We start from the raw sequence: 13,594 nt of genomic DNA on the forward strand, positions 1-13,594 counted from the left end.
CCGTGCAAAGACAAGAAAGTTGAAAGTGAGAATTTGCCATGATGATTAATAACCGGATGACATTTGAAAATCTGTGCTTGCGGAATGAACCGCTTGCGAACCACTCGTCCTATCAGATCGGCGGAGAAGCGAATTTCTTCGCCATGCCCGAAACGGCCGAAGAGCTGATCACGCTGCTGCAGGGATGCAGGACCCATGGGCTGGACTATTTTTTCTGCGGGATGGGCTCTAATCTTCTGTTTCCCGACAATCCGCGCAAGGATACGCTGTACATTTCTTTGAAAAGGCTGGTTTATTGGGACATTACCCCGGACAAATGGTTTATTTCCTCGGGGACGCCGATGTCCATGCTGTCGATCGCAGGCCTGATGTATAACATCCCGGGTTACGAGTTTACCTATTTGCTGCCGGGCGGCCTGGGGGCCGGCATTTACATGAACGCCAAGTACAACCACCGGCAGATCAGCGACATTATCAAAACGGTGTATTATGTGGACCTGGAGGATCCTTCCCTGTCCGTTCAATCGATTGATGTCAGCCAGTGCAAATATGGCTATAAGCAGTCCATATTCCAGATGAATCCGTGGCTCATTTTGGGTGCGGATATGCTGGCCGTACCGGAGCAATTGGATCCGCAGCAGGCGAACCGTCTGCTGAGCCGCTGGAAGGACAAAGAGGGGATGTCGTCCCTGTCTTCGTTCTATTCGTATATGGCTGAAGAGGCGAAGGCGCTCCAAAGCCGGGGAATCCATCTGCCCGCCCCGATGACCCAGATTGAGGAGTACCGGAACGGAAAGCGCCATTTCGAGTATCCTTCCTGCGGATCCGTCTTTAAAAACAATTACGATTACGGCGTTCCCGTCGGCGCTTTGGTCGACCGGCTTGAATTGAAAGGGAAGGCATACGGCGGCGCCATGATTTCCCCTTTCCACGGGAACATGATCATCAACACGGACCATGCGACCGCCGAGCACATTAAATATTTGATGAATGTGATTATGGAGGGTGTCGACAAGGCATTCGGCTTCATTCCTGAACCCGAGGTCGTCGTCGTCGAGTAGTCTGTTTCAAATCCGAATATGTGAACTTTGTGTGACCATAACCCGCCTTCACCCCCCGATTGGCGGGTTATTTGTGTCACGTTCGTGACCGGGGTGACAATCAAGTTAAAAATCTTTAAATTAAGGTATTGTAATTGGACGAGGGTGTATGTATACTAAAAAAGTAAGTAAGTAACAAAAAGGAGGAAGGTATAAAAATGTCTAAACAGTTTATTGATGCACTCAAGAACAGACGTTCCATATATGGAATCAGCAAGGAGCAGGTGATCTCCGACGAGAAAATTCAGGAGATCGTCAACGACGCGGTGAAATACACGCCGTCTTCTTTCAACTCGCAAAGCACACGCGTTGTCGTTCTGCTTGGCGAGCAGCATGACAAGCTGTGGAATGTAACGGAGGACGTGCTGAAAGCCGTTGTTCCGGCTGACAGCTTTGCACCGACTGCTGAGAAAATGGCTGCTTTCCGCGCCGGATACGGCACGATCCTGTTCTTCGAAGATTATGAAGTCATTGAAGGACTGCAAGCAAGCTTCCCTTCTTATGCAGACAACTTCCCGGTATGGTCCCACCATACTTCGGCGATGCACCAATTGGTCATCTGGACTGCGCTTGAAGCCGAAGGCCTTGGCGCCAGCCTGCAGCACTACAACCCGCTGATCGACCAGAAGGTTGCCGCTGAGTGGAACATTCCTGCGAACTGGAAACTGATTGCTCAAATGCCTTTCGGCAAACCGACAGCACAGCCAGGCGAGAAAGAATTCAAGCCACTTGAAGACCGCGTTAAAGTATTCAAATAAGCAGTACGGAATTTTTATACTTAATCAAAGAGAAGCACCTCACGTCTTATGCGCGGGGTGCTTTTTTGCGTGCCATGCTATTCTGCAGCCGATTTGGAGCGTCCGCCGCCAAGCGTGCGAATCTGCTCCTCCATGATGCCGCTGACCTTGGCTGCAAAGTCAATGAGCAGCTCGATCTGCTCCGCCGTATAGGACGAGCCGAGCCGGATCACGGAATCGTGCAGCGGCTTGAAGGTCTCGCGAACTTCGTCCCTGGCAAAATATTCGGGGACGATCATGACCCGGCGTCTGTCGCTCGGGTCATGCTCCCTCCGCACGTAACCCGCTTTCTCCAGACGGTCGATCAGGGCAGTGACGGTGCCAGTGGAGAGACCGGTAATTTTGGAGAGCTCTCCGGCCGTAATCGGACCGGTTTCCCACAATATATCTACGGATTTCAAATCGGTGTTGGATAAACCGAGGGAACTGGCGACATGCTGTTGGTACAGGACGGTCCTGGTTCCGAGTTTTCTCATTTGCGAAGCCAACCGTTCTTCAGGTGATGTGTTGCCCTCAGCATTTTGACTTGACAAAAGCAAGACCTCCTCTTAGAATCTGAATATCTTGATGATCGAGATACTTGAATTCCGAGATAATGACTTGGCTTCATTTTATCGGAAGGGACAATACATTGTAAAGGAGATAACCAATGGAATCGACGAAAAGCAACATAAAAATGGTCGTAGCAGGGCTGCTGCTGGCCATTTTTATGTCTGCCATTGACAATACCATTGTCGCCACGGCCATGGGAACGATCGTATCCGATCTTGGGGGACTGGACAAATTCGTCTGGGTCACCTCAGCCTATATGGTGACGACGATGGCCGGCATGCCGATCTTCGGCAAGCTGTCGGACATGTACGGGAGGAAGCGTTTTTTCATTTTCGGCTTAACCGTGTTTTTACTGGGGTCCGCGCTGTGCGGCCTGGCTCAGACGATTGAACAGCTGAGCCTGTACCGGGCGATTCAGGGGATCGGGGGAGGTGCGCTCCTGCCGATCGCGTTTACGATTATTTTCGACATTTTTCCGCCGGAGAACCGGGGTAAAATGACTGGGCTGCTCGGAGCCGTGTTCGGATCGGCCAGCGTGGTGGGACCGCTGCTCGGTGCATATATTACCGAATACGCCGGCTGGGAGTGGGTATTCTACATCAACGTGCCGATCGGCATCGTGTCCCTGATTTTCATTTTGCGCAGTTACAAAGAGTCCCCCTCCCATAATAAGCAAAAAATCGACTGGTGGGGTGCCTCGACGCTCGTTATCGCCGTCATCAGCTTGATGTTCGCATTGGAGCTTGGCGGCAAGGAGTATGCTTGGGGCTCCGCACCGATTATTGCTCTGTTTGCCAGCTTTGCGGTGTTCTTCATCATCTTCTTCTTCGTGGAGCTGAAAGCGAAGGAGCCGATATTGCCGTTCTTCCTGTTTAAACGCCGGCTGTTTGCGGCATCGCAGCTGCTCGCGTTTTTGTACGGCGGAACCTTTATCATCATGACGGTATATATCCCGATCTTCGTGCAGGCGGTGTATGGCGGTTCGGCTACGAACGCCGGATTGATCCTGACGCCGATGATGCTGGGATCGGTGGCCGGGAGCGCCATCGGCGGGATTTTCTCCACCAAGACAAGCTACCGGAACCTTATGATCATGTCGGTCATTTTCTATTTGGGCGGCATGTATCTGCTCAGCACACTGACCCCTGATACCGCCCGGATTTATCTGACGATCTTCATGATCATCGTCGGCTTCGGCATGGGCTTCTCGTTCTCGCTGCTGCCGACGGCATCCCAGCATAACCTGGAGCCTCGCTTCCGCGGTACCGCAAACTCGACCAACCAGTTTTTGCGGTCGCTTGGCATGACGATGGGGATCACGATTTTCGGCACCATCCAGAACAATTTATTCACGAACCGGCTTGCCGAAAACTTCAAAGGCATGGGCGGCGGGGCCAATTCGGCCATGGCCAACGTCGGCAGTCCGCAGGAAATTTTCCAATCGGCCAACCGCGCCAAAATTCCGCCGGAAGTGCTCAACAACATCGTGGACGCCATGTCCCATTCCATTTCCCGCGTATTTCTGTTTGCGCTGATTCCAATCGCCATCGCCGCGGTCGTGGTGGCCAGCATGGGAAATGCCAGAGTCACCGTCAGCAAGGAACAAAAGGCCGCTTCGGCAAAACAGCAGAAAACGGTATAAACCGGTTAAAAAATGCAAGGGCTGTTCGTTTCCACGGGCAGCCCTTGCTGATTGAAGGCAAACTTTTAATTACAACACGAATGTGGACATTATTTTTATATAGGACAAGAGCGATATATTTTTTCAAGTATGCACAGGCAAAAAAACGCTAAATGTCGTACCTTGACCGGGTTCACTCACAACGCGGATGAACCCGCCGTGGGCCCGGACTAAATGATGAGCAATCGATAATCCGAGGCCCGTTCCGCCTGTGTGCCGCGAACGGGCCTTTTCCACACGATAAAAACGATCGAACAGGTGAGCCAATTCATCGGCTGGAATACCGATACCGGAGTCTATCACCGAGACACATACATAAAGTGTATTCTGATCCCAAACTTGATCTTCAATGACAACCGAAACCTTTCCGCCTTCCGATGTGTAGCGAACTGCATTTGTCAACAAATTGATGAACACCTGCGTCATTCGTCTCGCGTCTGCCATCACCGTTACCGGCCTTGTGTTTGAAGAGAAGCACATTTCCAGCCCGTTCTCCTCAGCCTCCACGTTTATATCGCCCACGATTTGTTCAAGTCTTGCTGAGAGATCGAGCGGTTTGCAATCCAGCGCCAATCGGCCCGCCTCAGCCAGCGACAAGACATGAAGATCTTCCACAAGCAGTCCTAAGCGGATCACTTCGTCATGGAGTCTAAGCAGCATTTCCGGGGGAACGGATTGACCGGCCTGCTGAGCATTTTCTAGTTTGAGCTGCATGATCGACAGCGGGGTCCGCAGCTCATGAGCGACATCCGCTACCAACCGCCTGCGAGCGTCCTCGGCTTCCCGGAGACGGAGCGTCATGTCATTGAATGTCCGGATGACTTTGCCGTATTCGTCCTTTGATTTTACAGGAACGTTCACGTCCAGATCTCCCTGCGCAACGCGTTCGATCGCGGCAACAAGCTTTCGAAGCGGGATCGTGAGCACCCCCGAAATCCATAAACTGGCTAACAGCCCGGTTGCGATGAAAAAGAACCAATTCCCAAGCTCGAATTTCCGCATTTTTCCTGAAACGTAAGTCTTCAAGTGCTCAATTTGTTCCCCGGGCGTTGCGTTCAAATAAGCTGTACTGATTTCTTCCTTGCGATATTGATCGAACAAAGACTCCATATAAGCCTGCTTGGTAACGGCATGAACACCTCCGATAATAAAAACGAGCAGTCCCATGCAGACAAATATTTTTTGGCGAACCGTGAGCGTCATGATTGTTCACCGAATCGGTAACCGAAACCATAGACCGTTTGAATATAACGGGGATTGGCCGAATCGTCTCCCAGCTTGCGGCGAAGATTCCGGATGTGGGAATCCATCGTTCGTTCGTATCCCATATATTCATCCGCGAGGGCGGCTTTTAACAATTGCAGGCGGCTGAAAACCATTCCGGGACGCGCAGCCAATGTGAGCAAAATTTTGAATTCGGTCGGTGTCAGTTGAATCTCCTGGCCATCCTTGAATACCTGACATTTGGTCTCGGAAATGGTCAGGTTATCTCTTTCAAGCAGTATTGGCTTGTCTTCAGGTCCACGCAAGCGGCGAAGCAACGCCCGGATTCGCGAAGACAGCTCGCGCAAGCTGAACGGTTTCGTCAAATAATCGTCCGCACCGATTTCAAGACCGACGATTTTATCCGTTTCATCCGAACGGGCTGTAACCATAATAATGCCGCAATTCGAGGTTTGTCTGATTTCACGGCACACGTCGATGCCGCTTTTCTCCGGAAGCATCCAATCAAGCACAATGAGATCTGGCCGTTCAGACCGGGCAATCATGAGCGCTTCTTTCCCGGTGTGGGCGATCAATACTCGAAACCCCTCACGATGCAGATAGGTCTGCATCTCCTCTAGCATGCCCGGTTCGTCCTCCACAAGCAACAACTTCGGTTCCATTCGAATCCCATCTTTCCAGTTTAGTCTGCTTCAAGTAGGTGAGCTCCATCACTTACCCCAAATTATACTGTGTTTTAACACGATCATGAATAAATCCATACAAAAGGAGGCGGATCTGCATAAGTTCTCGACATTTATTGTTTACACTGACTGTGCAATGAGAGCGATAGTCGCATAAGAACAAAAATCTTAAATTAACGAAGGCGAGGATTCAAAGATGAGTAATCTACCCGTTAACCGCAGTGAACCTGAAGCCCTGGATCGTACGGTGGAAGCAGCCGATCTTTCACCGCTCGCAGTTAGAACGCGTGTCGTGTACAAGGCAGTGGTGAAGAACGAATCAAAAACAAAAAGGAGCTTTGGCCAATGAAAATAAAGATGGTGATGTTCGCTATATTTTGTGTTTTTCTACTTGTTCCATCAGTTGCTTCCGCTGCAGCGGCCAATGGTAATGTCGGATACGGAGAAGCTACCCCTGGACGAATCTGGGCTTCGTTAGATGCGGTGTTGGGCTTGATCGGCGCGATCCTCGGCGGGCTTTCTTTGGCTCGCTCCGCAGGCCGATTCGGTAAGGGCAGTGGAAGGCGCGGGGCCATCGTGTCCGCGGTGGTCGGGCTGATTGTTATAGCCTACGCCTTGCTGCATTTGACCATTTTTACCGGAGATTTCGGAACCGGCAACGGGCGGGCCGGAGCCATCATTGCCATTGTAATGGGGCTGGTCAGCATCGTCCTTGCCGGGTTGACTTTGGCTCGATCCCGCCATTCGGGCTGATGCTTACTCTTTAAATACCTGATTTCGGCCGACCTGGACCGCTTGCAAGCGGTCTATTTTTATTTGGGATACGAATATGAAGTTTTGCTGGATCTATTTTGAAAAATTTTTCTGTAAGGAATGGCTCGTTTAGACGGAATAAGGGAAAATTCGGATGAATTACCTCTTGACACAAAGGAACCTCCAATATAATATGAATTTATCTTAATTGTTTAAGATAAATAATAAAATAAGATAATTAACCGATTGAGATTAATGTTGACAGCGCTCCAAGATCTACAGAAAGCCAAAATTTTTCTCGAAAGGGGAGAGTGCTTATCGTATGAGCCGAATGGAATCGGCAGGACCGTTTCGATAAAAGGCCTGAGGATCGGGATGGGGTTACAAAAAAAGTCGTTTGAATGATGGAGGATGTTGAGGATGGATTATGGTTTACAGGGGAAAGTGGCAGTGATAACGGGAGGTTCGCGTGGAATTGGCAGAGCGGCTGCAAAGAAGTTCGCTGCGGAAGGGGCTCATGTCTACATCACCTATTTAAGCAACCGAAGCGAAGCGGACCGAACTATCGGCGATATTCAGGCGTCAGGCGGTTCGGGTCAGGCCGTCCAAATGTCCTTAAATGACGAGCAGAGCATTTCCCAGGCCTTCAACCAAGTGAAGAAGGAGAGGGGGCGGTTGGATGTGCTCGTGAATAACGCCGTCTTTTGGGGAGAGGAAGCCGCGGTAGAGGCGTGCGCGACGGAGGCGTGGTTTTCCGTTATCGATCAGACCGTCAAGGGAACGTATATGACAACGAAAGCGGCCGTTCCGCTTATGAAGCAGGGCGGATGGGGACGGTTGATTCACGTCTCTTCCAGCCTGGTATACGCCGGGAAACCGAACGAAACCGCAAACCTGACGGCCAAAGCGGCTTTGCACGGATTCAGCCGTACCTTGGCGGCGGAACTGGCTCCGGATGGAATTTACTCCAATGTTGTCATTCCTGAGCTCACGTTTTCGGAATGGGTCTCGCACGCATTCCCGCAACCGATGCTTGAAGATTATGCTCAATCGTTTCCGACGCGAAGGCTGGGCACTCCGGATGACGTTGCGAATTTGATCATTTATTTGGGATCAACGGCGAACAGCTTTGTCAATGGAGAAGAAATCCGCGTTACAGGCGGTAAATAACATGGGCAGAGTGCTGGTGCAGATCCATAAGAAGGCTACCTCCCAACCCAATGTCGTGTGGTCAGACGTCAGGTTATTTACCGATGGAAAGGAAACAACGTAATGTTCGAAACGATTACAAGTATGATGTTAACCTACGCGGTGACGGCGCTATGGATGATCGTCGGCACGGCGGCCGCGGGGCTTCCTTACGTAAAAGGTATTTTTCAACGGAAGGTCTGGAGAACGTTATTGCTTTGGATCAGTTATATTGGCCTTGCATTAGCCTTGTTATGGTTCATTCTGATGATCAGCCTATGGGTTAGAAACGGCTGGTGGTTCGTTGAAGGCATTGCCAAGACGATTCTGCCCATCATGTTGATTGGCTACGTTCCCTTGGTCCTGTATACACTTCCCCTATTAAGGAGACTACGGGTTTCCACTGCGGACGAATCGTCTTCAGATTCGATGATCACAACAACCGATCCGAGGCTGCTGATTCCGATTTATGCGGCCGCCCTTGCATCCGGCATTGCCGCCTTCCATACGATTTTCTCGCAGCCGACCCTTCCCAGCCTGCTGGAGACGGTGCTGATGATCACGCTATATCTCTTCGTTCTGGTTGTGCCATCCTTTATCGTCATCAGAAGATATTATGCGATCATGAAAGGTACATTTACCGTGGCTCCTTTATGGAAAAGGTTGTTGAAATTCGCCTTAGCGGGATTCACGACGGCCATTGTAGCAATCGGGGTGGTGGCCGTTCAGGCTTGGTCGGACTTTCACGCCTCGAAGCTTCCGGAAGCATCGGATATGATGAATCACCGCTGGCTGGACGAAGGAGGTGGCACGCCGACGATGATGACGGGTCATCAGAATCATGCTGATCATGCCAATATGGTGGAAGTAGCGAAACTGACGGGAGATATTTCCGCTCCTGCGGATATCCATTATGAGCTCGTTGCGCAGAAACGGGAAATTACGCTTGCGTCCGGTGCCAAGATCGAAGCTTGGACGTATAACGGCGAGGTCGCCCCCGAGCTGCGCGCAAGGCAAGGAGAGATGGTGGAAGTGAAGCTGATGAACCGGGATATCGACAAAGGTGTGACGATTCATTGGCATGGATACAACGTGCCGAACGCCATGGACGGCGTACCGGGCATGACCCAAAATGTCGTCAACCCGGGGGAATCGTTCACGTATAAGTTTCGAGCCGAGCAAGCAGGGACGTATTGGTTCCACTCTCACCAGCAGGCTGCAGAGCAAGTACGCAACGGCCTGTTCGGGGCCTTTATCGTCGAACCATCAGAGGAGACGGCCAGCTACGATGAAGAAGTGACGCTCATTAATCATAATTGGAACACCGATCAGGGGGAGAAGACGGCTTTCAAGGACCAGGACCGTGTGCAAAAAATGCAGGTAAAGCCCGGAAAGACCGTATTACTAAGGCTCATTAACGCCAACAATCAATCCCAAAAGTACTTGCTCCAGGGGAGTGAATATAAGATCACGAGTATTGATGGCACTCCTATCCTGCAGCCGGATCGGTTATCGGATCCAACCGCATTCAGGCTTGCGGCGGGCGGGAGATACGACGTCACATTTACGATGCCGAATCATCCCGTACTGCTCAAATTAGGCGATTCCACGGATATGGAGGGACCGAGCGTCGTTTTTTACGGGAATTTACCGCCGGACCCCATAAGCTTTAAAGCGGAATCGGGCTTGTTTGACCCGTCTCAATACGGGAAACCGGCAGATTTAGAACTGACATCCGTGACCAGGTTCGATCGGGAATTTAGGATGGTATTGGGAAACAGGCTGGGATTTTATAACGGGAAAATGAATTATCTTTGGACCATTAACGGAGAAGTGTATCCCCATACGCCTACTTTGGTTGTCAAAGAAGACGAGAAAATCAAAACGACGTTTATCAACAAAAGTCTCTCAGAGCATCCGATGCACCTCCACGGACATCAGATGACGGTTTTGAAGAAAAACGGCAAAAGAGTTCAAACGCCGTGGGTGACCGATACATTGAATGTTAATCCGGACGAAATGTATGAAGTGGCCTTTACAGCCGACAATCCGGGCATGTGGATGGATCACTGCCATATTTTAGACCACGCGGCCGTCGGGATGACCCTGCATCTGATGTATGACCATGTCATGCCCTCCTTTGAAGCGGGAGTGAGATCGGGAAATATGCCGGAATAAACAAATTGAAGGGAAAGATGATGAATGGAAAACCAAGCGAAAGATATTCAATTAATGAAGGAACTGTTTATGTCGTTGAGCGAGGCCTGGAACAAGGGGGACGGAGCGGCTTACGGCGATTGCTTTACGGATGACGCAGATTACGTGACATTTATGGGCCAGCACTTGAAAGGGAAAAAGGAGATTGCGGAGGTTCACCACATGCTGTTCCAGGGTCCGCTTAAAGGCACAACATTGGATTCTACGCTTACGGACGAAGTGCGGCCGCGTTTTTTAACGCCGGACATAGCGATTGTTCACGGGATCGGCGAGGTCAAATTGCCTAATCCAGCGCAGGACCCTAACGACAGAGGCTCAATTAATACGAATGTGGTGATCAGACAAAAAGAGGGATGGAAAATAGCGGCATTCCAAAACAGCCGGATCCAGTCGATGCCAGGCATGAATAAAGCAGGCTTACCCGTACCGCCTGTGATGGGGCCAACAAAAGAAATGCAATAAATAAAAAAATGCTCTCCTTATCGTATAAGGGAGCATTTTTTTATTAGCCAATCTTTAAACAAGTGTATTCAACATCTGAGATGCTGTGTGATGAACAGTGCAGCACGGTCCAGGGCTTGATCGGCTTCATCAAGAATACCTGTGAACGCCTGGAACACATGCGGGACGCCGGCGGTAACGTCAAGGATGACATCAACGCCTGCTGCACGTGCACGATCGGCTAACTGCGTGGAATCGTCAAGAAGCAGCTCGTTGGTTCCGACCTGCAGCAGGATCGGTGGGAATCCGGTAAGATCGGCGAACCTGGCGGGGCTTACGAGTTCATGATTCGGATCCTGTCCTGCGAGGTACATCTCGTCCGTCAATGCAAAGCCCTCACGAGTGAAAAACGGATCGAGCCCCATTTTGCTATCCATACTTGCTCCGGAATGCGTCTTATCGAGCCCCGGCGAGAACGTCACTACCGCTGCTGGCATCGGCAGGCCTGCGTCCCGTGCCATCAGGCAAGTCGAGACAGCAATACCGCCGCCGGCGGAGTCGCCGGCAAACGCAATAGACGATGCCTGGGCTCCATTGTCCAGAAGCTCACGATAGGCTGCGAGAGCATCCTCAAGAGCTGCAGGGAACGGATGTTCAGGGGCGAGGCGATAATCGAGTGAGACGGACCGGATACCGGTCTTGTCGACCAGGTTCGCGGTAAGGGACATAGCGGTGTAGGGGGAACCCATAATATACGAGCCGCCATGGAAATAAAGAATGATTCCTGGGCGGGTATCCTGTGCAGGGTCAACGATCACACCGGGCCGATGACCAATGGTCGTCGGCGTGGTCCGCACGCCCGCAGGTACTAACATAGTTGCCATCATGGCAGCAAAGCTCGCGCGCATCTCCTCGACGGTTTGCGGCTTGGCGGGCTTAGGACGCCGCAGCATTTCATCCAATTTCTTACGTTGTTCTCTAGACATATGAATAATCTCCTTCTCTTTTTTTTATATCGATTTCTACCGTAAATCTCTCCCAACGATCCGGCGTATTCATAGTGTATAATATGAATGTGACAGAACTTGTCACTATAATCTTTTGGGGTGAATATTTATGGGGAAGTCGAGGCGCCTGATTGAATTGATGATGGCGGTCAATCGAAAGCGGAAATTCACCGTCAAAGAGCTTGCCGAAGAATTTGGTGTGTCTACCCGAACCATGCTGCGCGATTTGCAGGAGCTAAGTGGAATGGGAGTGCCTTTATACTCTCAAGTTGGTGCAGGAGGCGGATACCATGTTCTGACTGAGCGAAGCCTTCCACCGATCTCATTTACAGAAAATGAGGCATTCTCCATGTTTTTTGCTTCCCATGCCCTTCGACACTTCAGCTCGCTGCCTTTCGAGGCATCTGCAAAATCCGCACTTCGAAAATTTTACAGGTATTTACCGGAAGATGTGAAAAGTCAGATCGACGAGATGCGAAACCGAATTGACTTCTTTACGCATACACGCCCAGAACGTGCTGACTACCTTGAGTTATTGCTCCAAGCGTCCATTAGAAGGTTGCCCGTAACAATCAATTATGGAATTCGAAAGAATGGTACCCATGAAAGAACGATTCAACCCATCGGTATATATGCCCATGAGGGATATTGGTTTTGCCCGGCTTACTGCTATTTCCGAAAAGCTTTCCGATTATTCCGGGTAGATCGGATAGGGTCAGCCGTCTTGGCGGATGCCGAAGCGTCATCGCCTACAGTGGATGTTTCAGAGTTGGATTTAACGAACTGGGGACCTCATTTCTACAGCACACGGGAAAGCGTAGATGTTAAAGTGAAACTAACGGCAAAAGGGATTGAGTTATTCCGAGAAAAGAGCTGGATTTTCCCTTGGGGAGAAGTACATCGTTCCAAGGACGGCACAGGCATACTGGAAATGGGTATATTCCCGTCGGAAATACCATTTTTTGCTGATTATTTTTTTTCGTTCGGTGCTGAAGCTGTCGTGCTCCAACCGGAAGAGCTAAGAGAAGCGGTCAGAACAAAGCTGGTCCGTGCTCTTGAAGAGTATAAAGTTTAAAAACTGCCAGTCTGCCGATTTCAAGTTTATTGGTGGATCTAGATTTCTTTCGCAAGTTAGATGCGGAGAACATTCCGCATGTTTTCTACCCCATTGTTTCCTGTCCACGGCAATCGATAGAGGTTTGTTGGCCGACTGTGCATATGGAAATCGTGAGGGTCCGCCCGCAATTATAGTATAATAACTTATATGAATAACTGGAGAAAGGGGGAGGACCGTGGCTAGAACGAAGGCTTTTGATACGAATGAGATCCTGCATAAGGCTATGAACATCTTTGGGAATCGCGGCTATGAAGGCACCTCGTTACCGGATTTAATCACTGGACTGGGCATTGCCCGTCAGAGTATATACGATACGTATGGAACGAAGTGGGAGTTGTTTTTCGCAGCAGTCAAGCACTATATGGATCAGAAGAATCAGGAGCTGAGGAAGCATTGTGAAGGGCCTGGAACGGTGGTTGACAAGGTGGAGCTCGTTTTCACTACCATCATTAAGGTCCTAATGGACCCCGAACAGCGCCTGCAATGCTTCATTATTAGCAGCGCGATCGAGCAGGCCCCTCATCATGAGGAGCTGGCTGTTTATTTGCAGGCGAATACCGAACTGTCGGAGCAGATCTTTTACACGATGCTGGAACATGCGGTGACAGAAGGGGAAATAGGCACGGAGGTGAACATCCGAGATCTTGCCCGTTTCCTCGTGCATGAGCGGATCGCTCTGATAACGTCAGCCAAGCTCGGAATGGATGAGCCGAAGCTGCTTGGCATCATGCAAATGGTACTGTCCGTCTTCCGGACGATGCAAGGCAGCTAAACGGTAAGTCTCTTATACAAGTGAATCCCTGAACCCAAAAGGCTCTCCTAGGGTCATCTTAA

Annotated in this window: 13 protein-coding genes; 9 read left to right on the forward strand and 4 right to left on the reverse strand. The window is 50.4% G+C overall.

Going from position 1 to position 13,594, the window contains the following annotated elements; genetic code table 11:
- Positions 1 to 38 precede the first annotated feature (38 nt).
- On the forward strand, positions 39 to 1,061 hold the full coding sequence (locus ABID47_RS14780) for a UDP-N-acetylmuramate dehydrogenase (protein WP_244867293.1): 1,023 nt from the start codon (positions 39 to 41) through the stop codon (positions 1,059 to 1,061).
- Positions 1,062 to 1,258: 197 nt separating this feature from the next.
- Positions 1,259 to 1,858, forward strand: coding sequence for a nitroreductase family protein (locus ABID47_RS14785; RefSeq protein WP_251674798.1), 600 nt, complete (start codon positions 1,259 to 1,261; stop codon positions 1,856 to 1,858).
- A 77-nt stretch (positions 1,859 to 1,935) separates the two neighbouring features.
- Here the strand turns inward: ABID47_RS14785 and ABID47_RS14790 are convergent, their stop codons facing one another.
- Entirely contained in the window at positions 1,936 to 2,373 is a 438-nt protein-coding gene (locus tag ABID47_RS14790; RefSeq protein WP_435530635.1) for a MarR family winged helix-turn-helix transcriptional regulator, read from the reverse strand.
- Positions 2,374 to 2,546: 173 nt separating this feature from the next.
- Between ABID47_RS14790 and ABID47_RS14795 the strand changes: the two genes are divergently transcribed.
- Positions 2,547 to 4,091 carry an MDR family MFS transporter gene (locus ABID47_RS14795; protein ID WP_354497733.1) on the forward strand — a complete coding sequence of 515 codons (1,545 nt, stop codon included), beginning with the start codon at positions 2,547 to 2,549 and terminating at the stop codon, positions 4,089 to 4,091.
- 123 nt (positions 4,092 to 4,214) lie between these two features.
- Here ABID47_RS14795 and ABID47_RS14800 read toward each other — a convergent pair whose 3' ends face one another.
- Entirely contained in the window at positions 4,215 to 5,333 is a 1,119-nt protein-coding gene (locus ABID47_RS14800) for a sensor histidine kinase (protein ID WP_354497735.1), read from the reverse strand.
- Positions 5,330 to 6,016: a response regulator transcription factor gene (locus ABID47_RS14805; protein ID WP_354497737.1), complete on the reverse strand. Its 687-nt coding sequence runs from the start codon at positions 6,014 to 6,016 to the stop codon at positions 5,330 to 5,332. Before ABID47_RS14805 ends, ABID47_RS14800 begins: the two co-directional genes overlap by 4 nt.
- Before the next feature lie 366 nt (positions 6,017 to 6,382).
- Here ABID47_RS14805 and ABID47_RS14810 point away from each other — a divergent pair, with 366 nt between their 5' ends.
- The 4 genes from ABID47_RS14810 to ABID47_RS14825 all read left to right on the forward strand — a co-directional run bounded on the left by ABID47_RS14810 (position 6,383) and on the right by ABID47_RS14825 (position 10,657).
- Positions 6,383 to 6,790, forward strand: coding sequence for a DUF6223 family protein (locus ABID47_RS14810; protein WP_354497739.1), 408 nt, complete (start codon positions 6,383 to 6,385; stop codon positions 6,788 to 6,790).
- 420 nt (positions 6,791 to 7,210) lie between these two features.
- On the forward strand, positions 7,211 to 7,960 hold the full coding sequence (locus ABID47_RS14815) for an SDR family NAD(P)-dependent oxidoreductase (RefSeq protein WP_354497741.1): 750 nt from the start codon (positions 7,211 to 7,213) through the stop codon (positions 7,958 to 7,960).
- Between the two features lie 102 nt (positions 7,961 to 8,062).
- Positions 8,063 to 10,156, forward strand: coding sequence for a multicopper oxidase domain-containing protein (locus tag ABID47_RS14820; RefSeq protein WP_354497743.1), 2,094 nt, complete (start codon positions 8,063 to 8,065; stop codon positions 10,154 to 10,156).
- A 24-nt stretch (positions 10,157 to 10,180) separates the two neighbouring features.
- Positions 10,181 to 10,657: an SgcJ/EcaC family oxidoreductase gene (locus ABID47_RS14825; protein WP_354497745.1), complete on the forward strand. Its 477-nt coding sequence runs from the start codon at positions 10,181 to 10,183 to the stop codon at positions 10,655 to 10,657.
- 68 nt (positions 10,658 to 10,725) lie between these two features.
- Here ABID47_RS14825 and ABID47_RS14830 read toward each other — a convergent pair whose 3' ends face one another.
- Positions 10,726 to 11,622: an alpha/beta hydrolase gene (locus tag ABID47_RS14830; RefSeq protein WP_354497747.1), complete on the reverse strand. Its 897-nt coding sequence runs from the start codon at positions 11,620 to 11,622 to the stop codon at positions 10,726 to 10,728.
- Between the two features lie 130 nt (positions 11,623 to 11,752).
- Between ABID47_RS14830 and ABID47_RS14835 the strand changes: the two genes are divergently transcribed.
- Both ABID47_RS14835 and ABID47_RS14840 read left to right on the forward strand, forming a co-directional pair.
- Positions 11,753 to 12,718, forward strand: coding sequence for a helix-turn-helix transcriptional regulator (locus ABID47_RS14835; protein ID WP_354497749.1), 966 nt, complete (start codon positions 11,753 to 11,755; stop codon positions 12,716 to 12,718).
- Positions 12,719 to 12,935: 217 nt separating this feature from the next.
- Positions 12,936 to 13,532 carry a TetR/AcrR family transcriptional regulator gene (locus ABID47_RS14840; protein ID WP_354497751.1) on the forward strand — a complete coding sequence of 199 codons (597 nt, stop codon included), beginning with the start codon at positions 12,936 to 12,938 and terminating at the stop codon, positions 13,530 to 13,532.
- The last annotated feature ends 62 nt before the right edge of the window (positions 13,533 to 13,594 follow it).

This window comes from Paenibacillus favisporus (assembly GCF_040545415.1).
Classification (GTDB): Bacteria; Bacillota; Bacilli; order Paenibacillales; family Paenibacillaceae; genus Paenibacillus_AQ; species Paenibacillus_AQ favisporus.